This window comes from Dyadobacter jiangsuensis (assembly GCF_003014695.1).
Classification (GTDB): Bacteria; Bacteroidota; Bacteroidia; order Cytophagales; family Spirosomataceae; genus Dyadobacter; species Dyadobacter jiangsuensis.
On sequence record NZ_PYAS01000025.1, the window covers coordinates 35,662 to 61,664 of the forward strand.

26 protein-coding genes are annotated in these 26,003 nt (G+C 46.8%); 14 read left to right on the plus strand and 12 right to left on the minus strand.

What is annotated here, in order from left to right; translation table 11 throughout:
- Nucleotides 1-35: 35 nt before the first annotated feature.
- From CLV60_RS31965 to CLV60_RS32000, 8 genes are all read left to right on the plus strand, one after another.
- Nucleotides 36-2,696: a tetratricopeptide repeat protein gene (locus CLV60_RS31965; RefSeq protein ID WP_106599468.1), complete on the plus strand. Its 2,661-nt coding sequence runs from the start codon at nt 36-38 to the stop codon at nt 2,694-2,696.
- A 40-nt stretch (nt 2,697-2,736) separates the two neighbouring features.
- Nucleotides 2,737-3,192: a hypothetical protein gene (locus CLV60_RS31970; protein ID WP_106599469.1), complete on the plus strand. Its 456-nt coding sequence runs from the start codon at nt 2,737-2,739 to the stop codon at nt 3,190-3,192.
- Nucleotides 3,193-3,229: 37 nt separating this feature from the next.
- On the plus strand, nt 3,230-3,940 hold the full coding sequence (locus tag CLV60_RS31975) for an ABC transporter ATP-binding protein (RefSeq protein ID WP_106599470.1): 711 nt from the start codon (nt 3,230-3,232) through the stop codon (nt 3,938-3,940).
- Between the two features lie 46 nt (nt 3,941-3,986).
- Complete coding sequence (locus CLV60_RS31980) at nt 3,987-4,184, plus strand: hypothetical protein (RefSeq protein WP_106599471.1); 198 nt, start codon at nt 3,987-3,989, stop codon at nt 4,182-4,184.
- Between the two features lie 3 nt (nt 4,185-4,187).
- Nucleotides 4,188-4,448, plus strand: coding sequence for a type II toxin-antitoxin system RelE family toxin (locus tag CLV60_RS31985; protein WP_106599472.1), 261 nt, complete (start codon nt 4,188-4,190; stop codon nt 4,446-4,448).
- Nucleotides 4,449-4,546: 98 nt separating this feature from the next.
- Nucleotides 4,547-5,269, plus strand: a complete 723-nt coding sequence (locus CLV60_RS31990; RefSeq protein WP_106599473.1) for an RluA family pseudouridine synthase — start codon at nt 4,547-4,549, stop codon at nt 5,267-5,269.
- Nucleotides 5,270-5,343: 74 nt separating this feature from the next.
- On the plus strand, nt 5,344-6,078 hold the full coding sequence (locus CLV60_RS31995) for a hypothetical protein (RefSeq protein WP_106599474.1): 735 nt from the start codon (nt 5,344-5,346) through the stop codon (nt 6,076-6,078).
- 57 nt (nt 6,079-6,135) lie between these two features.
- Nucleotides 6,136-6,936 (plus strand): hypothetical protein, encoded by an 801-nt coding sequence (locus CLV60_RS32000; protein WP_106599475.1) that lies wholly within the window; start codon nt 6,136-6,138, stop codon nt 6,934-6,936.
- 67 nt (nt 6,937-7,003) lie between these two features.
- On the opposite strand, the gene CLV60_RS32005 is transcribed toward CLV60_RS32000, so the two are convergent.
- Nucleotides 7,004-7,534: a hypothetical protein gene (locus CLV60_RS32005; protein ID WP_106599476.1), complete on the minus strand. Its 531-nt coding sequence runs from the start codon at nt 7,532-7,534 to the stop codon at nt 7,004-7,006.
- Between the two features lie 141 nt (nt 7,535-7,675).
- A complete protein-coding gene (msrA, locus tag CLV60_RS32010) occupies nt 7,676-8,269 on the minus strand; it encodes a peptide-methionine (S)-S-oxide reductase MsrA (RefSeq protein ID WP_106599477.1) in 594 nt (197 codons plus the stop codon).
- A 237-nt stretch (nt 8,270-8,506) separates the two neighbouring features.
- On the opposite strand from msrA, the gene CLV60_RS32015 reads away from it, so the two are divergent.
- Nucleotides 8,507-9,052 carry a CopD family protein gene (locus CLV60_RS32015; RefSeq protein ID WP_106599478.1) on the plus strand — a complete coding sequence of 182 codons (546 nt, stop codon included), beginning with the start codon at nt 8,507-8,509 and terminating at the stop codon, nt 9,050-9,052.
- 132 nt (nt 9,053-9,184) lie between these two features.
- Here CLV60_RS32015 and CLV60_RS32020 read toward each other — a convergent pair whose 3' ends face one another.
- Both CLV60_RS32020 and CLV60_RS32025 read right to left on the minus strand, forming a co-directional pair.
- On the minus strand, nt 9,185-10,456 hold the full coding sequence (locus CLV60_RS32020) for a M56 family metallopeptidase (protein ID WP_106599479.1): 1,272 nt from the start codon (nt 10,454-10,456) through the stop codon (nt 9,185-9,187).
- A 5-nt stretch (nt 10,457-10,461) separates the two neighbouring features.
- Entirely contained in the window at nt 10,462-10,830 is a 369-nt protein-coding gene (locus CLV60_RS32025) for a BlaI/MecI/CopY family transcriptional regulator (RefSeq protein WP_106599480.1), read from the minus strand.
- Nucleotides 10,831-11,377: 547 nt separating this feature from the next.
- Between CLV60_RS32025 and CLV60_RS32035 the strand changes: the two genes are divergently transcribed.
- Nucleotides 11,378-12,046: an ATP-binding cassette domain-containing protein gene (locus CLV60_RS32035; protein WP_229211228.1), complete on the plus strand. Its 669-nt coding sequence runs from the start codon at nt 11,378-11,380 to the stop codon at nt 12,044-12,046.
- Between the two features lie 31 nt (nt 12,047-12,077).
- Here CLV60_RS32035 and CLV60_RS32040 read toward each other — a convergent pair whose 3' ends face one another.
- The 3 genes from CLV60_RS32040 to CLV60_RS32050 all read right to left on the minus strand — a co-directional run bounded on the left by CLV60_RS32040 (nt 12,078) and on the right by CLV60_RS32050 (nt 13,660).
- Nucleotides 12,078-12,746, minus strand: coding sequence for an FAD-binding oxidoreductase (locus tag CLV60_RS32040; RefSeq protein WP_106599481.1), 669 nt, complete (start codon nt 12,744-12,746; stop codon nt 12,078-12,080).
- A 99-nt stretch (nt 12,747-12,845) separates the two neighbouring features.
- Complete coding sequence (locus CLV60_RS32045) at nt 12,846-13,223, minus strand: pentapeptide repeat-containing protein (RefSeq protein WP_106599482.1); 378 nt, start codon at nt 13,221-13,223, stop codon at nt 12,846-12,848.
- Nucleotides 13,224-13,417: 194 nt separating this feature from the next.
- Nucleotides 13,418-13,660 carry a hypothetical protein gene (locus CLV60_RS32050; protein WP_106599483.1) on the minus strand — a complete coding sequence of 81 codons (243 nt, stop codon included), beginning with the start codon at nt 13,658-13,660 and terminating at the stop codon, nt 13,418-13,420.
- A gap of 388 nt (nt 13,661-14,048) precedes the next feature.
- On the opposite strand from CLV60_RS32050, the gene CLV60_RS32055 reads away from it, so the two are divergent.
- Both CLV60_RS32055 and CLV60_RS32060 read left to right on the plus strand, forming a co-directional pair.
- Nucleotides 14,049-14,507, plus strand: coding sequence for a hypothetical protein (locus CLV60_RS32055; RefSeq protein WP_146151633.1), 459 nt, complete (start codon nt 14,049-14,051; stop codon nt 14,505-14,507).
- Between the two features lie 25 nt (nt 14,508-14,532).
- Nucleotides 14,533-16,674: a T9SS type A sorting domain-containing protein gene (locus CLV60_RS32060; protein WP_106599485.1), complete on the plus strand. Its 2,142-nt coding sequence runs from the start codon at nt 14,533-14,535 to the stop codon at nt 16,672-16,674.
- Between the two features lie 235 nt (nt 16,675-16,909).
- Here the strand turns inward: CLV60_RS32060 and CLV60_RS32065 are convergent, their stop codons facing one another.
- A complete protein-coding gene (locus CLV60_RS32065) occupies nt 16,910-19,087 on the minus strand; it encodes a T9SS type A sorting domain-containing protein (protein ID WP_106599486.1) in 2,178 nt (725 codons plus the stop codon).
- A 371-nt stretch (nt 19,088-19,458) separates the two neighbouring features.
- On the opposite strand from CLV60_RS32065, the gene CLV60_RS32070 reads away from it, so the two are divergent.
- Together CLV60_RS32070 and CLV60_RS32075 are read left to right on the plus strand one after the other, a co-directional pair.
- Complete coding sequence (locus CLV60_RS32070; protein ID WP_106599487.1) at nt 19,459-20,277, plus strand: SDR family NAD(P)-dependent oxidoreductase; 819 nt, start codon at nt 19,459-19,461, stop codon at nt 20,275-20,277.
- 48 nt (nt 20,278-20,325) lie between these two features.
- Nucleotides 20,326-21,219: a helix-turn-helix domain-containing protein gene (locus CLV60_RS32075; protein ID WP_106599488.1), complete on the plus strand. Its 894-nt coding sequence runs from the start codon at nt 20,326-20,328 to the stop codon at nt 21,217-21,219.
- A 29-nt stretch (nt 21,220-21,248) separates the two neighbouring features.
- Here the strand turns inward: CLV60_RS32075 and CLV60_RS32080 are convergent, their stop codons facing one another.
- The 4 genes from CLV60_RS32080 to CLV60_RS32095 form a co-directional block, all read right to left on the minus strand.
- Entirely contained in the window at nt 21,249-23,423 is a 2,175-nt protein-coding gene (locus CLV60_RS32080; RefSeq protein ID WP_106599489.1) for a hypothetical protein, read from the minus strand.
- Nucleotides 23,424-23,441: 18 nt separating this feature from the next.
- On the minus strand, nt 23,442-24,077 hold the full coding sequence (locus CLV60_RS32085) for a TetR/AcrR family transcriptional regulator (protein WP_106599490.1): 636 nt from the start codon (nt 24,075-24,077) through the stop codon (nt 23,442-23,444).
- 60 nt (nt 24,078-24,137) lie between these two features.
- Nucleotides 24,138-24,503, minus strand: a complete 366-nt coding sequence (locus CLV60_RS32090; protein WP_106599491.1) for a hypothetical protein — start codon at nt 24,501-24,503, stop codon at nt 24,138-24,140.
- Nucleotides 24,504-25,126: 623 nt separating this feature from the next.
- Nucleotides 25,127-25,789 carry a DUF3667 domain-containing protein gene (locus CLV60_RS32095; protein ID WP_106599492.1) on the minus strand — a complete coding sequence of 221 codons (663 nt, stop codon included), beginning with the start codon at nt 25,787-25,789 and terminating at the stop codon, nt 25,127-25,129.
- Nucleotides 25,790-26,003 lie beyond the last annotated feature (214 nt).

Sequence of the window (26,003 nt, forward strand, 5' to 3'; positions counted from 1 at the left end):
GGTCTCTGACCGATTTCCAATATAAAATACATGATATGAACGAGTTACTTTTTTGGAAGGTATGGTCGCCGTCCGAGCGACGGATGGCTGTTGGTGCTTTCCTGATTTTGATTTTGGGGCTGGCTTTTCTGGTTTGGCAATGCATTGATCCGCTGGGGAATGTGGTGCGATGGAATGTGGTGAGCGAGTTGTCGGAAACGACGGCGGTGGTGGATGTGCTCCAACTCGGCCCATGGCAGTACGGCATTTCGACGCCGACGCACCTGGTGACGGAAAGTTTTATGGCGTCGGTGATGGAGGTCAATGCGATGACGATTTACTTGTTCTGGATAGGGGCCCTCATCGGCCTTTCGCTCGTGCTGGCCGGGCTGACCACCCTGTCGCGGTTTTGGTACCTGGCCGGAACGATCCTTTTTATTTTATTCCTCGCATTTGCGAGATTGGAGACATTACGTGTCTTCGGAGCTGAGAGCCGTCTGTTGTTCCTGCTGGCTACTGCGCTGTACGGCGGTGTTTCCTACTACTTTCATGCGTTTCGGCCCGATCTCGGCATTGGCAGCCGCGTTGCGGGTATTGCTGGTGTTTCATTAATGTTAGCGGGGCTGGTTGCATTCGGGTCGGTATCACCGGTTCCGGCGCTTACGGCTGCGGTTTATTCTTTTCCGCTATGGCTCGTTGTTACAATATTATTTTTGCTGGTTTCAGCGACTGAAATCATGGCGGGCCTCGTTTGGCTCAGCACGAGCGGGCAGGCTGGGAAGGGCCGCTCGGGTCTGGTACAGTTCATCGTAATCAGCGTGCTGTATTTGCTGCTATTATTATTGATATACCTCCAAAATACCCGGCAGATAGACTGGAATGTGACCTTGATCAATCCATTTTACCTGGCGTTGGTATCGGGCGTGCTCGGAATCTGGGGATTCAGGCGCCGCGCCGATTCTACCCAGGGTGTTATTCCGTTCAGGAGTACCGGCTTTTGGCTTTATATCGGATTGTTTATTGTTGCAGCTTCCTTTGGAGGCTTGATGGCCGGCACCGCAAACGATCCTGTGTTAGAAACGCTGGAAGATACGATTGTTCAGGGGCAGTTGGCTATGGGCTTGCTTTTCCTGTTTTATGTGTTGATCAATTTCTACGAGCTATTTCAGCAAAAGCTAGCTGTTTACAAGGTTTTATACAAACCACTCCGCTTCGGTTTGACGCAGACACGGCTTTTTGGTTTTGCAGGGGTGGTCATATTGTTTTCCATGCAACGACTGCTGCCTGTTAACCAGGCAATTGCCGGGTATTTCAATGGGCTGGGCGATCTGCATGCCACTACGGAGGAGTTTCCCCTTGCCGAGCAGTATTACAAACTCGCGCTGCAGCAGGAATTTCAGAACCATAAATCGAACTATGCGCTGGCATCCATTGCATTGAAACAGGGTGACCGCAATGCAGCAGCTTACTATTTCAGGCAGGCATTGCTGAAAAACCCTTCCCCGCAGGCTTACGCGGGGCTAAGCGGTATCCTGAGTCAGGAAAGCCTGTTTTTTGATGCCGTATACAGCTTACAGGAAGGCCTTCGCCGCTTTCCGGCCAATGGAGAGTTGCTGAATAACCTCGGGATGCTTTATTCCAAAACCAATGTGGCCGATTCGGCTTACTATTACCTGGATTTGGCAAAAGCGAATGCGGCCCGTCCGGAAATTCCGGCCACGAACTTGCTCGCAATTCTCGCCAAAAGCACCGATGCCGGCCTGCTCGATTCCCTCGCAGCGAGTTCCGACAAGCATGATTACATTTCCTGGCAGGCCAACTGGCTGGCGGTTCAGAATTTGAGACAGCAGTTTCAGAAAGAAGATTTTAACAAGAATGCGGTCCCGAAAGATTCGCTTTTAAGTGTTTCATCCCTGGCCTATTTGCTCAACTACGCCACAAACCAAGCCGCATTTGACTCCTTACCAGCCACATTCTTGCCGAAATTGGCGGTGAAAAATCCGGTTCTGTCGCAGGATTTGTCGCTGGCAGCTCTTTACCCGCAGTTTTATAGCGGAAACAAATTGAAAGCGCTGGAAACGCTCACCGCGTGGACGGCAGAGGAGGGGGAAAAGAGTGATTTGTACCACAAAATACTGGGACATTGGCTGCTCCAACTCGGGTTGTACGATAAGGCCATCGAAGCGTTGTCTCCCGTGGAAGGCATTGAAGGGACGATCGGGATGGCGGTAGCGAATGCATTGTCGGATAAAAAGGAGGTCGCCGTGGTATTGCTCGACAAAATTCAGGATAAGGAGCCGAATGCCGCGGTTGAACAATTGAAACAGTCGTTGTTCTCGGGCGCCAGGCCGAAATCGATAACGGACTCGCTGTTTGCGGTGGTTTCGAAATCGCCTACTGCGCAAAATATTCAACGCGCCGTGCGCGCTAATCCGTTCGATGCGCGTATTGTATCGGCAGCATCGGAATATTATCGTGGCAAGAAGCAGGTGAAACAGGCATATCAATTGGTGCTGGACGCATTGCGATACAATGAATACGCTCCCGAACTTTGGGAACAATATGCATTGCTGAGTCTCGAACAGGGCTTGCTCGGACAGGCTGCAGAGGGAGAAGCGAAGGTAAAACAATATGCATTGCCTGCCGGTTATCAGCGTTTTCTGACGCGCTATCAGCCGATGCGGGCACTTATCGAAAAACAAAGAGCAGAATTTTGATGATTTAATATTTTAGCCATCTCAAAATTACTCTTCATCAATGGCGGCTTTGTCCTGGAAATCCAATTTCACTGAAACGGAATGCCGGATTTTCCGGGGTAAAGTCATTGCCGGGATCCTGAAAACATCCCCCTGGAAATACGACGGTCGGGGCGAGCTCGACGGTCACATGCTCACATTCAAAAGCAAAGGGTTTTTCCAATCGCGCACCGAAATATGTGACATCGAAGGGAAAAATGTGCTGGGCAGCATCGATTACAACGTTTTTCGGAGCAAGGCGCAGATCACCTATGACGGCGTACAATATTACTGGCGGCTTGATTCGTGGCTGCGGGGCAAATGGGCAGTGAGCGATGGCGAATCCGAAGCGCAGTTTGAGTCTGCGGGGTTCTGGAAGCGGGAGGGACAGGTGACTAATGAAGATATTCCGCCGCCGGTGATCCTGGCTTCATTTTTTGTGCATGGGTTTTTTCATAAAATTTCATCCGCATCCTGACTCATAACAGCTATATTCCTACTGAAAAATCGTCTTCATGAAAATCATAGAAACCAGCGAGATCGCCAAACGTTACGTAATGGGCAGCGAGATCATCCAGGCGCTTAAATCCGTTACAATTTCGGTTAATAGAGGGGAATATGTGGCGTTTATGGGACCGTCGGGCTCGGGGAAATCAACCTTGATGAACATTATCGGTTGTCTGGACACACCGACGACCGGGAAATACATCCTCAATAATAAGGATGTTTCGGATATGACGGAGAACGAGCTCGCCGAGATCCGGAACAAGGAAATTGGTTTCGTATTCCAGACATTTAACCTGCTTCCGAGGATGTCGTCGCTGGATAATGTGGCTTTGCCGCTTATTTATGCAGGATTGAGTAAGGCCGACAGAACGGAGAAAGCGATGCAATCGCTCAAAAATGTCGGATTAGAAAACCGGGCAGGGCATAAGCCGAACGAGCTCTCGGGTGGCCAGCGCCAGCGCGTCGCGATCGCCCGCGCGCTCGTGAACGATCCCAGCATTCTGCTTGCCGATGAGCCGACCGGTAACCTCGACACTAAAACTTCCTACGAAATCATGGACCTGTTCGACCAGCTTTACAGCAAAGGCAATACGATCGTGATGGTAACCCACGAAGAGGACATCGCGCACTACGCGCACCGCATCGTGCGCCTTCGCGATGGACTTGTCGAATCGGACACGATCAACCCGAACCCTACGAAGGTGAGTGCGTTGGTTTGAAGTCTAAATTTGGCTAACTTGAATAAAATTCAAAAGGGATTGTGTTATGAAAGGAGTTAGCTATCTGACAGATGAGGTTGGTCAAAAAAAGGCTGTCGTTATAGACCTGGAATTACTGAAACACCGGGAAAATCTGGCTGATATACTCGAAGATATTGAAGATGCGGTTGCCATCGAGACCAGAAAGGACGAAGAGTCGGTTAGCTGGGACGAAGCACGTAAGGGCCTTTTGTCAATGGATTGACCCATGTATAAGGTCTCGATTAAAAACTCTGCTTTAAAAGAGATTCAGCAGATTCCGAAGGACTTCAGAATTAAAATAATAGAAACAATTGATTCCTTGGCGAATAATCCCAGGCCTGGCGGAGTCAAGAAGCTGGAAAATTTTAGAAATAGTTACCGGGTGAGAGTGGGGCAATACCGCATTGTTTACGAGATAGAAGACAGGCAGCTCGTAGTTGAGGTTATCAAAGTAGGGAACCGCAAAGAAGTTTACAGAAACAAATAGTATAATTATCTTTGTAGCGGATAAAGGCCAGTGGCCGAGAGAATCCGGATGAATGGCCCGATGAGGCGCATCATCCGGATTATTTTTATAACAATATCATGAAGATCAATTTCAAAGACATTATCATATTCGAGGACGAGGATTTTTTGGTGGTGAATAAGCCGCCGCATCTGGCAACGCTGGATGAACGCACGGCCGACCGCGGCGGAAGCGTGCTGAGACTCGCCAAAGAATATAACCCCGAATTGCAAGCGGCCCACCGCCTCGATAAGGAGACATCCGGTGCCCTGGCATTTGCCAAGAACCCGGCTGCTTACCGGCATTTGGCGATGCAGTTTGAGCACCGTGAAGTTACCAAACGCTATCACGCAGTAGTCAACGGTATCCACGACCTGGAAGGGGTTTCGGTATACCTTCCGATCCTGCCTTTGAAAAACGGAACGGCGGTGAAGATCGACCGGGCGGAAGGGAAGGAAGCAGAGACGATATTCAATACTTTGCAGGTATACCGCGGCTATACTTTAGTGGAATGTATCCCCATTACAGGGCGTATGCACCAGATCCGGGTACATTTGTCGTGCCTCAAAGCGCCGATCGTCAACGATCCCCAATATGGCGGCGAGCCTATTTTCCTTTCAGGTCTGAAAAGGAAGTTCAATCTCAAAAAAGACACGGAAGAACAGCCTCTTATTCAGCGTGTTGCGTTGCATGCGCGGTCGCTTTCATTTGCGGTTATGAACGGCGAGGATATACGTGTGGAGGCGCCTTATCCCAAGGATTTTGAAGTGCTGGTGAAGCAGCTCAATAAATTCGGGGTGTAATAGCACGGTTTTTGTTGAATCTTAAAAGTTGTGTACGTTTAAACCATCTTTTTCCATTCAAAAAACCTAAAACTATGCGGGCACACACGTTACGACCTACCTCTTTCCTGCCGCTTACCCTGCTGTTTGCATTGGTGAGTTTCGCTGCCATGGCGCAAACCGGCCGGAAAAATGACGTGATCATCAAGCGCGATAGTTCGCGCATTCAGGCGCTCATCACGCAAATGAGCTACGAGAAGATCAACTATCGCGACCTGGGCAAGGCCGATAGCGCAGCTACCTACATTTATTTGGACCAAGTAGCGCGCGTTTTGCTAAAAAGCGGCAAGATTATCAATGTAAAGGACTCTATTCCGCCGGGCCGGATCCCGCCAGATAGCGTCGGGCAGTATGCGGATATGAATAATCTGCCGACCGATCCGTTTGAGAAAAGTGTGGTGATGGCTAATTCAGATCAGCTACGGGATAAATATGAGTACCACCATAACCGGGCGATGGATGGCAAACAAGGTGCCATTGTGTTTACTTCGGTGGCCGTGGCGACATTGGTATCCGGCATTATCGTGGCCAGTACAGGCGACAGCCCTGATAACAAGACGATCGGTGCCTCACTCGCGATTGCAGGTCCCGCGGTAGGGGTCGTTTTCGGGTTGATCGGTTTTAAGAACTATAAGATTCATAGCAAGAAGGCCGAAAAGATCAAGAACGAACTGCAACGACGGAACCAGCCGCTGACGACTTTCAGCATTACGCCGCGCGTCGACCCGTTCAATAAATCGGCGCAACTCGGACTGAGGTTGACGTTCTGATTCCGGTAAATTGATTACTTTCATAGGGTGAAATCAGTTACAAAAAGTCCTTCCCACATGAAAGTAATTTTACCCAAGCTGAAAAATCAGCTTCTAGCCATGTTAATGTTGCTATTTATCGTTCAGGCTAATGCACAAACGCCGCGAAAGGCCGATGTGATCAGGCTGCGCGACGAGTCCAAACTGGAAGTGTATATCCAGGAAGTGGACGATCAGGTTGTGAAATACAAGAAGATAAGCGACCCGGAAGGGCCGCTTTTTTCCGTTAAAAAGTCCGAAATCGCCTCTATCCTTTATGGGAACGGTGAAGAAGAAACGTTTGAAGCGACACTGGAAGTGCAGAATTACTATTCTCCTACCAATCCAGCTCCGGCTTCAAAACCGCAGGAGCCGCGCCCGGCGGCTCGCAAGCCTGCCACCGGACCGGTAAAACCGGCGGTTCAGTTCGCAGAGGATGTCAGGAACTCTTCGCCCGAGCATTTGCGGAGCATGTATACCTATTACAAGACGCGTTCAAAAGCGGGAATGGTCATGGGCATTGCGGGTACTTCGGTAGGCGTAATTGTGGCGGCTATCGGCACCGGCATTGTGGCCAGTGCTATGGACGATAATGGCAATTATAAGAGCTACCAGGACGAGCTGCGCGCGCGTAAGGGCGCATACATGATGCTAGGCGGCTTCGCTGGCGCGATCACATTCGGTACTGTCGGGTTTGTGAAAGGCGGTAAGAATGGCGCCAAAGCCAGCCGCATCCGTCGGGAGCTGATCCGTCGCGGAGAGCCTTTGACGATCAGTATCAGGCCGTCGTTCAGCCCAACACAGCGTGCCGGGAGCCTAACATTAGCATTGAATTTCTGAAATACCGAAAACAAAAAAATCGGGCTCCGAATACCTCGGAGCCCGATTTTTTATGATTTTGAATTTCTTAGAATTTGAAGGCGATACCTGCTTTCAATGGAGAAGCATTGTAACCAACTTCTGCAAATACGCCCATGTTAGGCTTGAAGTAGTAACGTGCTCCTGCGAAAACACCGAAGAAAACACCGCTGCCGTAGCCGTCATCGTAAACGCCTGACCAGCCATCAGGATCGCTGAAAGATGAAACACGGTAACCCAACGAAGGACCTGCGTACAAATCAAGGTTATCCAGTTTCAGGAAGTGCTTGCCATAGTGGTAAGAACCTCTTGCTGCGATTGTGAAGAAGTTGTATCTCCATTTGTAACCAACATAACCGTAGTTCCAGGTTGTAAAGTCAGCCTGGCCACCAACGCTGATGAAGTCGTGGATACCTCCTTCGAACGAAGCACCAACACCGACGCCACCGCCGCCGTACGTACCACCAAGGTTGATACCCGCATTCAATAATTTATCTCCTTTCTCGAATTGGGCGAACGCCTTCTCGGAAGCTGCGCTGAAAAGAGCGGCAACTACCAGCATGAATAGAGTCTTTTTCATCGTAATAGATTATTTATTGTTAAAGAATAATGGCACAAATTAAAGCCTTTATTTCAATGCTTCAAAACTTGTGCCATTTATAGTTATTAACCGGAGAAGGTTACTTTATAAGTGGTTCCGGCTTCTTTATTTAATCCAAAATCAGATGTGCTTCCGGAGCTTATCCTTAAATACCTTTTTGAATTTGTCCAGTTTTGGTGCAATCACGAAGGCGCAGTAGCCCTGCTCGGGATTGTTGGCAAAATAATTCTGGTGGTAGTCTTCGGCCGGGTAAAACTTCTGAAATTTGGTGATTTCGGTTACAATCGGATTCGCATATGCGCCCGATTTGTCCAGCTCAGCCTTGGCTGTTTCCGCAAGCTGCTTCTGCTCGTCGGTATGGTAAAAAATGACTGAACGGTATTGCGTGCCTACATCATTTCCCTGGCGGTTCAGCGTAGTGGGGTCGTGGCTGCGGAAGAAAGCTTCCAGCAGGTCAGCGTAGCTGATCACCTTGGGATCATAGGTCACTTCCACACACTCCGCGTGGCCGGTTGTGCCCGTGCATACGGCTTTATAGTTGGGATTGGGGTCATGCCCGCCCGAATAGCCCGAAACCACTTTCTTAACGCCTTCCAGTGATTCCATCACGGCCTCGGTGCACCAGAAACATCCCGTACCAAATGTTGCGACTTGTGTGTTCGCGGTATCAACGTTGCTTTCGTCGAGTGCGCTTGAGGCTGTTTCTTTGTCCATTTTGCTCTTGTGTTTTTTGTCTGTCTGTGCGCACGATACAAGGGCCGCGCAGCACAAAAATATAAACGTGAAAATCGGGATGGTGGTTCTCATCTTCAAATACGGGTTATCACTGTTTCGGTAACGATTACGGCGTCAATAAAGTTTTATCACCGTAATCCTATAATATTTACGAAATTTGAGGGCCAAAAGATCGGGAAGAGTGAAATCCCGCCGGCACCAAATCTGTGGTAGTTTATGACCTATCTTCATTTCAAAGCGCTTCATATTATATTCGTAGTGAGCTGGTTTGCAGGGCTTTTCTATATGCCCAGGCTGTTTGTGTACCATACCGAGGCCAACGACAAGCCCAGCCCCGAGCGCGAAATCCTCCTTGCGCAATTTACAAAAATGGAGAAATTGCTTTTCAATGCGATTATGACGCCCGCATGCTGGCTCGCATTGCTGTGCGGTACCGCCATGCTTTATATCACACCCGCATGGCTCGATCAGGGTTGGATGAAGCTGAAACTCGTATTTGTATTAGGGTTATTGGCGTATCATTCCATTACCCGCAAGATATTACTCGAACTGCGTGCCGGTAAGTTTCGGTACAGCTCATTCCAATTGCGGCTTTTTAATGAGGTAGCGACGATATTCCTGTTCTCCATCGTGTTTCTGGTCGTGTTAAAAAATACGGTCGACTGGCTATGGGGCGTGCTCGGATTGATTGCGTTTGCGATCGTGATTATGACTGCGGTGCGGATCGTGAAGCGAATGCGGGAGAAAAAGGCAGGCGCTTAGCAGTCTGTTATAATATAAATAGAAGAAGCCCTGGGAGTTATCGTCCGAAGGGCTTTTTATTTTACTAATCTCAGTCTACATTACTTGTGTTTCGTTTTATAACTAAAATTTAGTTATAAAGATTAAAAATTTTTAGAGCTTTCTGTACTCATAAAACACGCGGCCTGCTGAAAGCTTTTCATCCGCAGAATAATGCTGCCAGGCTTCCATGTTTCCATTTCCGTCGCCTTCAAGCTGCAAAGAAATGACAGACGTGCCCGACGTTTCATTGTTGCAGAAAAGCTGAACTTCATTGCCTGCGCTGTTACTTTGCCAGGTGCCGGTGAGTTTGTTGGTATTCGCGGCATCCTGCATTTCGAAATGGCCGTCGGCACGAAGTTCCAGTTTGGACAGGCATACTTTCACGTCGCCCGAACGTTCGGGGAAATCGCGGGGTGTTTTGCCGTCGTTGTCGTTGATCGTCATGCGGTTCATATTTTCCCAAATGCCGACGAGATCTTTATTGAGATATTCTGAAATACTGCTTGCTTCTCCGTCTGGTCTTTCGCAGGCGAAAAGGAATAGTATTAATGCGGCTACTGGCACTGTTGCCAGGAAGCGGAGCCCGTTCACGGCCCTGGATGGAGTTTGATGTAACATGATAATCCGTGATTTGATTTGACCATAATATGAAAAGTAATGCGGGGTTGAGATTTGCGTGGATGATGAAAGGTCCAGGAGTAAATGCGTGTAGCGAAATCTCCCGGCCCGCAGGGCGGCCCGTTGGTCGGCGATAAACTCATGATTGACCGTGATTGCCTCCCGCCAGAAACGCATCAGCGGATTGAACCAGCAACACGCGCTGAGGAAGCGGACGAGCAGCCAATCGCCCGTGTGCCCTTGCTTGCAATGCACGAGTTCGTGCGCGAGGCACGTGCGTAGGGACTCGCTGTTGAGTAGTTTTGGGTTGATAAATATGTAATTGAAAAAGGATGAAGCCGGTATTTCATCATTGACCAACACGAGGCGCACGTTTCCCAGTTTTCTGGAAGTGTGTTTGCGGATCAGTCGGACGGTCGCGAAAATGTCTGCAAACAATTTGTACAAATGCCAGGCGGTAATGCAGCCATAAATTATCCAAAGGATGTACAAAAAGTCGGACAAGTGCCATTGAGGAGAATGACCTGCTATGGCTTCGGGCAATGCAGGTTGGGTAATAAAACGCATGGCTACGCCCGAAGATGCTTCCCACCGGTCGGGCAAGAGCGGTAGTTTCAGCATGGGTGCAGCAATGCTGAATACCATCGCGAAGAGAAGGTATAACCGGTTGGCTGCAAAGAAGGTCAGGCCTTGAAATGCGGTTCTGTAAAGCAGGATTGCAACTGCAAGGCAGACGTTCACTTCCAACAGATAGATACCGGCCATAGCGATCAGGATTTGGGATAATAGGAGTCTATCAGTTGCTTTAAATCATCGATTTCGTCCGGTTTGAGGGTATTTTCCTCCATCAAGAACGACACGATATTCTTCGGGGAGCCCTGGAAATAATGCTTCATCAAATCGGAAAACGAGCGCCGTGCATATTGCTCGCGGGTAATGGCAGGGTAGTACACATAGGTTTTCCCATAGGCCTTGTGATCAATAAAGCCTTTTTTTTCCAGCAGCCGCACGATGGACGACACCGTGGTGTAAGGCGGCTTAGGCTCAGGCAATTTTTCGATAATGTCATGCACAACCCCCTCTCCAAGCTCCCAGAGAATGCGCATGATGTTTTCCTCAGAATGAGTAATCGGTTCCATGATCCAAAGGTATAACTAAAATTTAGTTATCAAACTTATATTTCGTTAAAATCTTTGAAATGTAAGTGAACATGGAGGGGAGCGGCTTGCCGATCATTATGTAAGCCCGGGAGAAAGCCTGGCGATGCCGTTGAAAATTGCTGGTTTCGGAGATTTGTTAAAAATTCTTAAACCCGAATTAATTGGAACGTAGGCTATTATTTTAGCGAATATCAATCGTTAAGGTGCTCTGAATGAAGACAAAACTGCATCTCTTAGCCATATTTTATCGTTCAATCGGATTTTACCTATGGGCTATTCCAATGACTGCGTGGTTCGCGTTAGGCCGACCGACAGGCCGTGATCTGTACGTATTAATACCCGCGCTGATCCTTTTCAAATGCTTCTTGCAAGGCATTACCGTTTACATTTTGCGTCGGCGGTATGCGCATTTATTTTTCTTCTATGCGAATGCAAATCTTTCCCGACGGCAGCTTTTCACCTCGGCTTTCATTACTGATTTTGTCCTCTTCTCTTTATCAATTGTCACTATCCAATTATCTGCCGAATGGATGAAATAAGCAGTCGCATTCTCGAAGCGGACAGTATGTGGCTGGAATATGAAGGACAGAAAATTCTTCAGAATATTTACATTAAGCTGCAAACAGGCCATGTTACCGGGTTGCTGGGCCGTAACGGGACTGGGAAATCCAGCTTGATGCAAATGATTTTCGGTACGCTCCGGGGCCAGAGCCAGTCCGTGCGGGTGGATGGAGACTATTTTTCGCATCCTTACCAACATCGCGGGCTGATCAGCTACTTGCCTCAGCAGCCGTTTTTACCTGCGGGCCTGCGCGTGAGCGATGCATGCAGGTTGTATGATGTCGATTTTACGGCTTTATGCCACCACTTTGAAGGTCTTGAACAATATGGACGCACACGAATAGGGGATTTGTCGACAGGTAACCGCCGGCTCGTCGCGACACTGCTCGTGTTGCTGATGCCAGTCGCTTTTACGCTGCTGGATGAGCCGTTTGCCGCACTCTCACCCATTAATGTCGAGCAAATGGGAAAGGCAATTTCAGAACAAAAGGCCAGGAAAGGCATTCTGGTTTCTGACCATTTCTATGAGGAAGTGCTGAACCTCGCCGATGAAACGTACCTGATTGTGCCGGTTGGACGAAGCGTTCTGCTCAAAAACGTGCATTTGGAGCTTGAACAGTTTGGCTATATATGAATCAAGTCCCGTGCATGTCTTAAAAAGCAGTTTACTTCTCAAATACCAACGTTTCCGCCTTCGCACCGAGCTCTTCGAGTGCTTTCAAGATCGATTCCGTGAATGCATCCGGCCCGCAGACATAGAATGGCTGGTCGAAATGGGTAATGTGCGCTTGCAGGAAATCCTTGTCGATGCGGCCGTGATAGTAACCTTCTGCATTTTCATCGGAGATAAGGTTAAAGAAGCGGTCGCCGAGGATCTGTTCAAGTTCTTCTTTGAGGATGATGTCGGCCGTGGTGCGGTTGGAGAAGAAGAGCTGGTTCGCCCCGACCTCTCCTTTGGAATACAAATCCCTGAAAATGGCCAGGAATGGCGTAATACCGGCCCCTCCCGCGAGAAACACACCTTCGCCTTTGTATTCGATGGCACCCCAGGCGTCGCTGATTTCGAAATGGTCGCCCGGCTGGACTTTTGTCAATGCGTTGGTTACCCCATCGTGATCGGTATAGGATTTGATCGTGAATTCAAGCGTATCCGCCGTGGGCAGCGATGTAAAAGTGAACGGCCGTTTCTCTGCCGTCCATGGGTCTTTCTGAATCGAGAAATCCGTTGCCTGTCCCGGTGTGTAGGAGAAACCCGCCGGTTTCTCCACCGTATAGGCATTTACATTATGGGTAACAGGCTTTTTGGCGAGCAGTTTGACGGAATAATCGGCCATGGCGGTAGGTTTTGGGGACGTTGTGAATGCAAACTTTATGCAAAATACGCACTCCCGCAACCGCTGTCAAGGACGGATTTGTTCCAAAGGTCAATCATTTTACTTCCTGCCAGCCAGCAATTCCGAAACCAACACGCCATCGATCCGTAGCCCTTCGATATTGCAGCCCGAAAACTCCACGCCACGGAGGTCACAGTTTACAAATTTGCTGTTGTGCAAATCGCAATGCTCGAAATGCAAAGGGCGTTGCTCGGCATTCGGATCGTACATCGGGTGGTCGGGCGGGCACATACCGATATTTTCGAACACCGCTCCGCCCAGCTGCGCCCCTTCGATCTTCAAGTCGCTCAGATTGGCATCCGAAATGGATACGTTGCTCATATTGACATCATTGAATGTGGAGTTGGAAAGCATGACCTGCCGGGCAGTAATCACCACGCATTCACTATTCAGGCTGATTTGTTTGATGGTCTCCATGATTTCAAGTCGCTTTTCGATGAAATTGATCCTTTCGATTCTGTGTGGAATCCCCGGTCTGTTTTATGTAAAAATAAAAGAGCTTTGTCGGAACAGGAGGGGGTATTAGCGACGAATTTGATGTGGAATCAGGACAAAAACCCGATTTATTGAAAGAGGCAATCCATACTGAAATGAATTGCCTCCTTTCATTGCTATGCTCTCAGTTTCTGGGCCTTTTGAAAAAAGAAAACCAATTCCCTGAAAGTCTCGAAAATCTCTGTACATCGCGGATTATATCCCGCCTCCTTCTCAAAAACCATATAGCCGCTATAAATCGACCAAAGGTCTCCAATCCACTCATCCGGACTGGTTTGAGATAGTAAATCTTGAACTAGCTGGCCGTAGCGGGCCAGACGAGACGAATCCGCAGAATCGTCGGCAATAGATGTGTGCATAATAGTTGTGAATTTTTAAGGATTAAAGAGCCCTGTCTAAGGTGTCCTTAATGCTCACAACAAGCATTCCGGGGGCTTTCGCTACTCCCGCACCATAACAGGGCATTTCTTTTAAGGTTTTTCATAGTTGTTGTGAATTATAAGGAATGTGAATATTCTTAATAAAATTGATCAAAGCAAATTCGAATAAAAATGTAATTCACTTATTAATGACAAAGTTTAATAAAACTAACGAATTTGTTTCGTTAAAACCCCTCAAAAATTGAGGGGTTTTTTAACATATGATAATTCATCGGTACCGTTCGGACATTCACCGGTCTGTTACTACAAATGAATGGTTTTTTGTTTTATACATTTCGCCATGTTTCAATTCAAAATGCGCGAAACTATGAAATGTATACATCTCAAAACTTCCATTTTGCTGTTGTTATTGCAGCTCGTATTTATTACGATGAGTTGTATGGACGACGTCGATACCAACCCCAAAAACCTGATTGGCCGATGGCGAATGGAGAAGGTAATTGATAAAGGAAAGACGTATTCGAAACCAGATTCAAAGAATTGGCGGTATAAAGATGTCGAAATCGAGTTTATGGCGGATGGGAATATCGAGGGCACCTTGTCGTACGACACATTCACGGGTGACTACAAAACGGTTGAGGATTCGATTGCATTCACTTATTGGCCAAGCAACAAAGTAGGAGATAGCGAGTGGGCCTATTTACTTGATGGTGTCATTCGCTCCGTTAACAGATTTTCGCTCAGGAAAAATGCGATCAATTTGAAGTACAAAGAATTGAGATTGATTCATCAAGACGGAGAATTGGTTTTTGACAGAGTTAAATAATGTACACACATTAAAATCAAACATTATGAAAAATGTTTTAGCCATCATTACCCTTTCTATTTTGATAGTACAACAATGCTGGGGCCAGATAGGCATTGAGAATAGTAGAAGCATTTCGCTAAATTCGAAACAGGGATTTTACATTAACGACCACTTTGCAGCGGTCTATCAATCAGAAGTTCCGGACCGACGGAAAATCGATGCGCTTTTGCGGGAAGATTCTTTGGATATGGGGTCCAAAACTTATCGCTTTGCAACAGCAACGAAAATAAATGTGGACTTTGTAGCATCGGCTCATTGGGTAACGAGAGGCGCATTGACCTACGGCAGGCTATTGATCGTAGCGCCCGATGCAAAGTCGCTAAGTCTGAATTTTAGTGCATTTGCGATCCCCGACTTCGGCGAGCTGACAATTTATAATGCGAGCGGTACCATAGCGGGCCCGATTACTTCCAAAGAAAATAACGATAGCAAGACCTGGGCCAGTCCGGTTTTCAATGGGGATTCGATCTGGATCGAGGCAAAGTTGCTGACAAAACAGAAAGGAGCTCTTAAACTTGGAATCTCGGCACTTGCCTATGGATACCGTGATTTTGATCTTAGCAAGGTCGGCGGATTTGGTGCTTCCGGCAGTTGCCTAGCGAGCAACAATGTGGTGTGCTTTGGAAATGTATGGGAAGTTGAGCGTAATGCGGTTTGCCTGCTTTTAGATGCGAATGGGGAGCGATTTTGTTCAGGTTCGATGATCAATAATTCGTGTAATAATAATGTCCCATATATACTGTCAGCCAATCATTGCTTGCCGGGCGCAGGCCCTGTTAGCCAATGGCGGTTCATGTTTCAGTATTGGAGCCCTGTTTGCAACCCTTCGCAGGATGATCCAAATTATATCCAGTTTTATGGTTCAACGCTACGTGCAAATGCAGACCCATCCGATTTTGTGTTGTTGCAATTGAATCAAATGCCGGATCCGAACTCCGGAATCACCTACCTGGGCTGGGATAGGACGGTCAATGCCGCAAGCAGCGGTGCAACCATTCACCACCCTAAATGCGATGTAATGAAGATATCCACGTTTAACAGCGCCCCTCAAAGGCAGGACAACTACTTGTTTGTCAATGGAAAAAAGCCTGCCGGATCATTACATTGGATCGTTTCATGGAATAATGGTGTCACAGAAGATGGTTCATCAGGTGCACCACTTCTCAACCAATCCAAGAAAATCGTTGGCCAATTGTCTGGCGGCCCGTCATATTGCAACGCTCCTGCCGGACTTATGAAAGATGCCTTCGGTCGCTTTGATAATTCATGGACAGGTTTGGGGACTAATGCTACAAGACTAAGTAACTGGCTCGACCCATCAAATTTCGGCAACACCACTACTCCGAGCATTAACCTTTCACATATTGCGGGGAGCGGCTTTGTTTGCACAACGTCATCGTATTCTGTTGCCAATTTGCAGCCGGGCACGTCGGTCGTCTCGTGGAGTTCCAGTAACAATTCGATACTTACGATAAATGCAGCGGGAACCGCGAGTCGTGTTGGAAGTGCGAATGGACAGGTAACCATTACGGCTACATTGAATAACGGGTGTGGTAACTTCACAAGAGCCAAGACGGTGCACGTAGGCAAGCCGCTTGTCGGCAGTATCAATGTCGATTCCGATGTTTGTACGGGAGAAGGGCAGGATGTTGTCGCTAACCTTACCGGAGCGACGAGCGCGAGCTGGGCAATCACGAGCGGTAATGCCTTCAACGCTACGCTCATGGACAACGGAAATGGGATAGCTTATTTCAATAGCTTCGTGCAGGACTGTTATGGGTTACAAATTAGTGTTTCCAATGCCTGTGGATCCGTTATTGATGGAACGACAATCTGTGTGAACAGCTGTTTCGGAGGGCTTATTGCCTATCCGAATCCCGCGAAAGATATGGTGACGTTTGATTTTTCGAATTTTAACGATAGCGATCTGCCAGACCAGATTCAGGTATTTGAAGAAAAATCAGCAGAGTTGAAATTGTCGACAGATATTACGGCAAATTCGCTCATAGGTCGGAAAGTGCAGATTGACACTCACAATTTGCCGCGGGGAACGTACTATTTCCATGTCATTAAAATCGATAGTACCCGGCAGAAAGTGGAGAAAATGAGGGTGGTTTTGGAATGATATTTCGGATGAGTTTTTATGGGAACGCTTTCTTGCGTGCGGGGTTGAGCAGTCAATCGGTTAATAAACGGGTGAATTTTGTCCCGCTATTTGTCCCGAAAAGCAAAAACGCCGTTCCTGATAACAGAAACAGCGTTTTGTGCCCGCAGCGGAACAAATGTCGAACCAGATTTTGGTTGATTTACAGAAGTTATCGAAGTTAGGTCGTTCGTAATCAACTTACTGCCCCCCGCACCTATCTTTTCAGTATTTTCAAACTTTGAGTGTGCGTGGCGGTGCTGACCCGCAGGAGGTACATTCCGGCTTGTTTTTGAGCCATCGATATAGTCTCCTGGTAAGTGCCTGATCCAGCAGTCACCACTTTATCCAGGATCGTACGACCAGAGATGTCCAGCAGCTGGAGCCTCACTTTTTCTCCCCCTGCACCTTCTATATTAACGGAAAACTGATCATTCACAGGATTAGGATAAGTGGTAGCGCTGAATGCAACTTCCGGGGTTTCTTCTTCGACCGCATTTTCGTCCATGGCGTTACTGCTGACAGTGCGTGCAGCTTCCTCGGCTGGCGAACCCGGAGTATCAGGATAATAATAGGGGTTAATCGACATCTGCAAAGCTCCGGAATTTCCTCCTGCAATATACCGGCCGTTGCCGTAAGTGACGGTATTGAGGTGCTTATAGGTGGATGAGGATGGATTTGACCACCATGTATTGGGTATAAATCTTACGATCTTACCGTTAGTACCTGTGATCAAAAAATGGCTTTCATAAATGATATCCGTATAGTCACTATTTCCTATCGCGACATTGGGGGTTAACGGTGTCCATTTATCTCCATTGGGGGAGGTGAGGATGGTATTGTTTTGTCCAACCACAATCCATTGGTTATGTCCAAACGCGACACCGTTGAGGTGGTTAGTGGTGCCACTGTAACGGTACGACCAGTTACTGCCATCCGGCGATGTTCCAATAAGACCGTAGGGTCCGACGAGCACGAACATTCCGTTTCCATAAGCCACGGTCTTAATGGAGTAAAGGACCTTATTAGTCGATTTCTTCCAAACCATTCCATCGTAAGACCACATAATAAGGCCATGGAGCCCGACTGCCACAAACCTTCCATTGCCAAATGTGACGCCGTTAAGTTGTTGTCCAAACTCGACCTGGCGATAGGTCCAGTCTTTCCCATCCGGCGAAGTCTGGATCAATGCATCGGCCCCGACGGCTACAAATAAATTGTTTCCGAAAGCAACATCATGAATGGATTTTGCGCCACCGACCAGCTTGACCGTTTGCCCGACCGTATAATTCACCCCGTCTGTGGAGGTAATGGCGAGGTTTGTTTGACCCAGCCCTGTCGCTCCATTGTCCAGCGGCGCACTTCCTACCGCTACAAAAGTCCCGTTTCCATAGGCCGCGCCATTCAGCTGCATAGTCCTGAAATTGGTGGTTGGTGAAGACCAGGAATAGCCGTTGTTATACGATGAACGGAACGTTCCCTTGCCTCCAACGGCTAGAAATGAATTTCCTACAAATCGGACTCGGTTAAAATACCAGGCCGATCCGGTTGGGACGGGTGCGTCACCCCAGCCTTCACCATTGCCAGAAACTAGTGCTATATTTTTATTTGAGCAAACGGCCACAAAACGGCCGTTCGACGGATTGCATTCGATACCACTGAGGGATAATGTTTTGTCCTGGTTTGGAATAGACGTCCAGTATTTACTATTCTTTGAATGCAAGATGGTTCCCTTGTCACCTACGATCACAGAACTTCCGTTAAAGCCACCCTTTACAGCCCGCAACTCGTTAACAGTTCCCGAGCTTTTTACGGACCAGTCTATTCCCGTTTCAGAAGATGTTTTGATCAATCCGTTCGGCCCCACAGCAATAAAACCGTAATCCACATAGGCAACGTCATTCAGGTCATCCAGGCCATTGGGCAGTTTTGTCCAGTTTTGTCCGTCTGTCGACGTCAGTAATGCGCCTGCTGAGCCTACGATTACGAATGTTCCGTAACCGTAAGCGATACTCTTGAATTTCTGTGTGGTGACCATCGATTTTGGGATCCACGAAATCCCGTCCGTAGAAGTGACGATCAAGCCCGAACTGCCGACCGCAACAAACTGGTTATTGGCAAAAATAACACTGTATAATGTGCCACCGTTGGCCAGGCCTAGCTGCAGCGTTTTCCAGGTTTCGCCGTCTGTCGAAGTGCGGACGATATTATTTTCACCCACTGCAACATATCTGCCCGCTCCAAAGGCTACGTCATGAAGCTGTTGCTCCGGGCTCAGCGTCAAGCCTGTCCATTGAATTTGAGCATCCGCAGTGAGGATTTTTAATAATAAAAAAACAAATGTCAGTGTGTGAATGAAATAATGGAATGGTCTGGTGGTAATGATTCTTTTCATGACTGATAGTAATTTGAAATAATGGCTGAACTGCTCTTCTAGAAAACAGACCAGAATGTCTGTTCCCGAAGGCAATGCAAACCTAAGGCGTACAAATGCCGACAACAATTTCAGGGGGTACACAAAAGGTAAACGACCTTTAAACGGGGGTATACAAAAAGTGGATAAGGACAGCTTGAAGCCTTAGGGTGAGGTAGCCTTTCGAAAGCTAACTACTATTACTCGGTGAAAATATGTTTCCCACCCTTCCAGAAGACAAGTTAATGACTTTTACTTTTCGTAAAAACGTCTCCTTTTTGCCGACTTTTGTATCCTAAGAGTCAATCAGTTTCTGCTGAGATTTGCCTTATTATTTAACATAGTTTAAAGCAATGGCAAAAACAATTTTTATTACAGGGGCATCCCGCGGATTGGGGCGCATTTGGGCAGAGGCATTTTTAAGTGAAGGTGATCAGGTAATCGTAGCAGTAAGAAATACGGATTCATTGCAGGCACTGGTTGAAAAGTATCCATCTCATTTGTTGGTTTTAAAATTAGATGTAACTGATAAAAAAGCTGCGTTTGAAGCCATCAAAACTGCAAAAGCACATTTTGGAAAGATCGATGTTCTGATAAACAATGCCGGATACGGGCATTTTGGTGCAATCGAGGAGTTGAATGAGCAGGAGATCAGAGAGCAGTTTGAAACCAATGTTTTTGGCTTATTATGGCTGACTCAGGCAGTAATTCCCATTATGCGTGAGCAAAACTCAGGTCATATTATTCAGGTTTCAAGCGCATTAGGGTTAGTAGCGTTTCCAACGCTTGGCATTTACAGCGCATCCAAGTTTGCGGTCGAGGCGATCAGTGAAAGCCTTTCAAGTGAAGTGAGCGGCTTTGGAATAAAGGTAACTATTGTCGAGCCAAACGGTTATCTGACAGAGTTCAACACTTCTTCCGGTGTACAAAGCGAGCCAATAAGTTTGTACGATGGGGTGAGGACTGCGCTGAATGAATCAAACCATCTGGAAGACTGGGGCGTGCCGGAAGCCACCGCCGAAGCCATGCTCAAACTTGTTAATTCGGAAAACCCGCCTTTGAGATTAATATTAGGCAAGGCCGGTTTACAGTGGATTAAATACACTTATGCAGAACGTATGAAAACGTGGGAAGAATGGCAGGATGTTTCCATTGCAGCACACGGTAAATAAAACTTTAATTGGTAGCCCTCAAAAGGGGCTACTTAACTGATCCTAAAAATGAACCATTTCGAAAGTATCAGCGCGTTCAACCAGGCTACCGGGGTGAAACCACCGGAGCATCCTATGTTCAGTATTTTGTCTGCCAATAAAGATGACCACTGGGCCGGTGACTTTGAGTTTATTGCTGATTTTTACATAATTGGTTTTAAAAGACTGACCTCGGGAAGCGTGCTTTACGGAAAAACAAAATATGACCACGACCTTGGAACGATGTCATTCATCAAGCCGCGTCAAAAAGTTATGTTTAGAGATATATACTTAGAAGAAGCTTGTTTTCTTATTCTTGTTCATGAGGATTATTTATCAGGCTCGGCGCTGCACAATGAAATAAAAAAATATCATTACTTCGATTATGATATTAATGAGGCGCTGCACCTTTCGCCAAGTGAGGAGGAGACGATCTGGACGCTGATGCAAACCATGAATAAGGAGCTTCACAATAACACAGATGCATATAGTAAAACCATTATTCTGAGTCATTTGGATACGCTCTTGAAATATGCAGAGCGTTTTTACAAAAGACAATTTATCAACCGGGCGGAGATTACGGGAGCAATTGCTACCAGGTTCAATGAAATGCTGACAGCCTATTTTGCAGGAGATGAAGCTCATAAATCAGGTCTTCCGACCGTGAGCGCACTTGCTGAGAAGCTGAATTTGTCGCCAAGATATCTAAGTGATCTGCTCAAACAGGAGACGGGTAAAACGGCATTGGAGCTAATTCATCTTTATTTAATAGCAGAAGCTAAAAATTTACTAAAAGGAACGGCCCTGAACATCAATGAAATTTCTTCCGAACTTGGTTTTGAAAATCCCAACTATTTCTCTCGTTTGTTTAAGCGAACGGTTGGGCTTACACCACATGTTTTTCGGGAGCAAAGTATGAATTAGTAACGCCTTCAAAGGGTTGAATTAAACGCCTATTTCACTACTACCCGCACCCGGTCCAGATTTTGGATGCGGGTGTATGGTGTCTTGGCGTTTCCATCCCGCTGGGAGGCAACCCTGAGCGTTGGGAAATAGCTGCCGGGTTTTGAAAACTTATAGGTAGTCTCGATGGTAACACGAGAACCGGTCTTGCCTGCTGGGACGATCTTACCTGCAACGGGGAAGGCATCAGCGTTTTCAAAGCTCCATCCGGACTGCTTTTCGACTTCTTTTGGCAAACCTTCGAAATTCCAGGCGGCGGCAACGATCTTTCCCATATTTTCAGGGACTTCAACTTCCGCCGTAAAAGTGACCGATTGGCCAGCCTTTATCTCAGCTCGCTTGCCTCCGTTGGCCATTAACATCACGACGGGCTGAATACCTTTGCGTTCATTTGCCGTTTTGGGTACAATTACCTGACCTTCATCAATTTTATATTGTGTGGTCGCAGCGGGAGCAATGTCTTTTTCAACCCAGGCACTCAGATCGAGCAGGGCCTGCTGCAATACACCCAGATAACCCACTGTCCTGGTTGGATCGTCTTCAACAGACACATCTCCGTGAAGCGCGTGGTCGGTATACCAGAGCCTAAAATTATCATCCAATTTGTCACCGAGATTGGCATATACCTTCGAGCGATACCAGTCTGCCTGCCATGGGAAAGCTTCCCGGTCCCAAAGTGACTCTAATAATATCATTTTGCCTGTAAACTTACCTGTTGGCAGCACGCCGGCAGCTCCACGCGTAAACAGTGGCCCAAGAAGCATTGACCGCTGCGGATAAAGCGGTTTGCCCTCTTTGTCAAGGAATTGGTCATAGACATAGTATTCTTTACCAGGAATTTGATGACGGTGGTAAGTCTGAACGGCCAGGAAATTGGAATTGTCAACCTGAACCCGGTCGCCGGGCTTTACCTGGGCAAGCACTGACGCTTCGGCAGGGCCTAGTACTACTTTGTCTCCTGCGATTTTGGTGATCTGTAAAGTTTTGCCAGCACCTGCGCCACTTAATATTAGCAAATCACCTCCCAGAAAATCAATATCAGGTAGTACATCTGTCAACTGAAAAGCAACCGGCATTGCCTTATCTACACCACCAATGGCTTTCCAGGCTGCATCTGCTGTTCCGCGCTCAGTAGGAGACATTGCCTGAGTCAGGCCCATGTTTACAGCTTCATCAATCGTAATTCCTGATTTAATTAGGCTTGGTTGCTGAATACGGGCTTTGGCCAAGGAAGCGGGTGGATTAGCCCCCAAATACCCGGGCGTATTCCAAAAGTCCCTTTCAAAATAGCTTTTATCTGCCCTAACCACGCCCTGGTACAGCACTAAAAAACCATGGATACCCATCCTTTGATAACCAAACCAGGCTTTTGGCGGGAATCCCATCTTTGTGACCTCGCTAAGTGCCGCTTTTTCTTCCTCATTTAAGCCTGCGTATATATTCCCACTTCCACCAGGTTCCAATGCATCAATAATTTGTGGAAACTTATCTTTGAGCACGCGCATTGCGTGCATGCGGACAGTGAATACATTGGGGATAGCCATAGGTGAACCCAGCACGTATGGTACCACGCCATCCCAAACGCCGTTCGTATTTTCTATGCTGCCCACGGTGCGGTATGCACCACCACTTCCTCCAAACGCGTAGCCATACGGCCGTTTGCCGCCGTATATTTGGGTGGCTACTACTCTGGAAAATTGCGCAGTAGCGGCGTTGACGCGAAAAGCAGCCAAGGTTGGATCGTTCGACTCGGGTTTAGCAAAGTCGACGCGCCCACCACCATTTGTTTCAATGAAATAGGAGCCGTGCGTGATGGCAAAGCCTAATTTATCTTCCTCTCCCGAAGCTCCCTGTGACAGGTTTTCGTTATCGGGAAAAGGAGTAATGTACTGGAAAAAGCGTCCCTGATAACGCTCTTTCGGCGGGAAATACAATGAGAAACGTGCGCCTGTACCTTCGAAACCGCCATGTACATAGCGGTGGCGAACAGGTTTGTCGCGCCACTCATCAAGGTCTATATACGGCCTTGCAAACAAAGTGTCCTGGGTAGTAAATTTTTGAGCAAGCTTGCCGCTCATTGGCAGTAAACTAATTTGTGCATGCGTAATCAAGGCATGGGTAAGCAAGAAACACACCCATAAGTTACGAAAAGTATTGGCTGGCATATTTTTGTATGTTTAGTGTTAATCGGTAACGATCAGGTTTTCCGCCGACTCGGATAATGTAAGGGTTTGGATGTGCTTTTCCAGTGCTTTCAGGCCTTCTGTAGTACATAGGCCCCGGATATAATTGGCCGTTGTTTGCAGTAACAGATCCTTGGTGGATAAGCCGAGCCGTGTAAAAGCTTCGCTTGCCACTGACGCGCGGTGCAGCGCCAATACGCTTCGTAAGGCAACTTCTGGCAGGACGTCGCTACGGAAAGCGCCTTGCGCCACTGCCCGGTTTATGACGGACAAAAAATGCTGTTCGAACTTTGGGGCAATGACCTTCTCAACTTTCCTTGCCAGGTCTGGATAATAATATCCAAGATCTTTGTAAAACGATTGGTTGATATGATACTCCATTTCAACGGCGATCTGCCAAATGTCTAAAAAATGACACGCAGCATTTTGCTCACTTGAAAGATTTAAAAGCTTTTCATATTGTGTATTGTGATATAGATACAAGGATTCTTCCAGCAGCCCTTCTTTACTTTGGAAGTATTTATAAATGGTTTTAGTAGAGATACCCAACCAGTCAACGAGCTTCTGGTTGGACATTTCTTTAATACCATGTTTCAAAAACAGGGTTAGCGATTTTTGTAATATCTCTTCCTTCATGACATCTGTTTTATGCTAGATCGTATTGCAGATTTCAATGTCAAGTTGCTAATAACCTGATTATTTCAATCTTTTGGCAGTAGCCTCAAAGTCGTGCACTGTACCTTTTAAGTTATCCTGATCAACTTTTGCCAGATCCAGAATAGTTTCACCCCCTTGTGAGGACTCGAAGTAGACCACCAGCTTTTCATGACTTTCTTCAACTCTTAATATTTTGCGGCTACTGTTGGCAGGATCCGCCTTTTCAACGAGCTCTCCGGTCAGTTTTCCATCTTTTCGAATTAGCTCGGTCAGAAACGTAACATCACCTTTGGGTGAATTGAACACTGTAATTTCCCATTTCCCTGCAAAGAAATCGGAGGTCTGCGAAAAACACGTGATACTGGAACTTAACAAGAAGAAAAAAGCGATAGTGGTAATTCTCATGATATATTATGTTTGAAGTAGAGATAATCGGAATTGGTAAAGACACCCTTTGAGCACCTTTGCTGGAAATTATTATTACTAAAATAATTTCCAGCAAAGATTCAGGAAATTATTTCAATAAAAAAAGTTTCCGTGAAAATATTTATCCGTATAGGCCAGATATTAGAGCTATCAAGCTTTACGGTGAAGTATCGAAGCGTCGAACGCAGTGATTAACTGCCAATGAGTAGGTTATAATGTGAATTAAGATGGGGCTTGTATCGCAGGTAATAGATGTAATCTGTGAACAAGGAGGCTCTGTTAACACAAGCAATGTCGAACCGTAAATATGTCGCTGACTTGTAATCTATCTTATGATTTTAAACGTAAAAAGCCCTTCAGCTTTCACTGAAGGGCTTTCGTACCCGCGACGGAACAAATGTCGAACCAGTTCCTTGATGACTTGAAATTAATGTCACAATTAACTAATTGAAAATGAGGCGTGTGTGGAGTCGCTGCACCTGTGGCCTCGGCTAAACGGACTGAAAACAGTGCAAATCATTATCAAACCTATTAAAATCTATCGCAAAAAAGAGCGGTAATGTATCCCCAGACAGCCGCTCAGACGACATACCACCTATCATTTATAACCCTCCAGTCAGACGACTAAGCACCCATACTGCAAAAAAACCAATACTCAAATTGACAATTGAAACAGCAAAAAAGGCTACGATGGTAAGGCCAATGATTTTTGATCGCGAGCAATTGTTGAAAAACTGGGCATAAGACCAGCACATGATGACTAACAGTATTGCTTGTTGAATTATGCCATACTGAAGTGTTGCGGCACGGTCAAAGATGTAAGCAATGGGGAAGAGAAATAGGCTAATAACTGTAAATAATCCTAGCGAAAAAGTGTTTAATGTAAAGTGTTCTGCAAGATTATATTTTTGCTTTTTGAAGACAACGTACGAGACCACGGTGGTTGTCAGGGTAAAAATAAGGATGTTAAAAGCAAAATGCTCAGTGATCCAAGTAATAATTTTCCCCGATGCCCTTGTGATGTCATCGCTTGGCTTCGGTAGCCAGGAACCGGAATGTTTAAAAATTAGATAGTGATACAGCAAACCATAAAATGTCGCAAGAACGATAACGAAAGAAAATGGTTGCAAATGCCTTACTCTTTTACCTTCAAGATATTCTCGGATTGTGTGACCGGGCTTGGTTAGCAGCTGCTTTGTAGTATAGAAAATCCCCTTATCAAAGTGGAACAGGCCATGTTGCAAGTCGTGCAACACAACATGCATGTTTATTCTGTCCGTTTTGGCGGATTGCCCGCAGCTACCGCAAAAGTTGCCTACAACTTCGTTATTGCAATTTTTGCAGATGATGGATGTTGACCTAAGTGGGTATTTCGGAGAAGTTGGGGTCTTCGTCACTTTTGATGATAAAAACGTAATTAAAAATTACACAATTATTTGGCTACGTAACCAGCCTGCCTCTTGAATTCTACTCCAATTC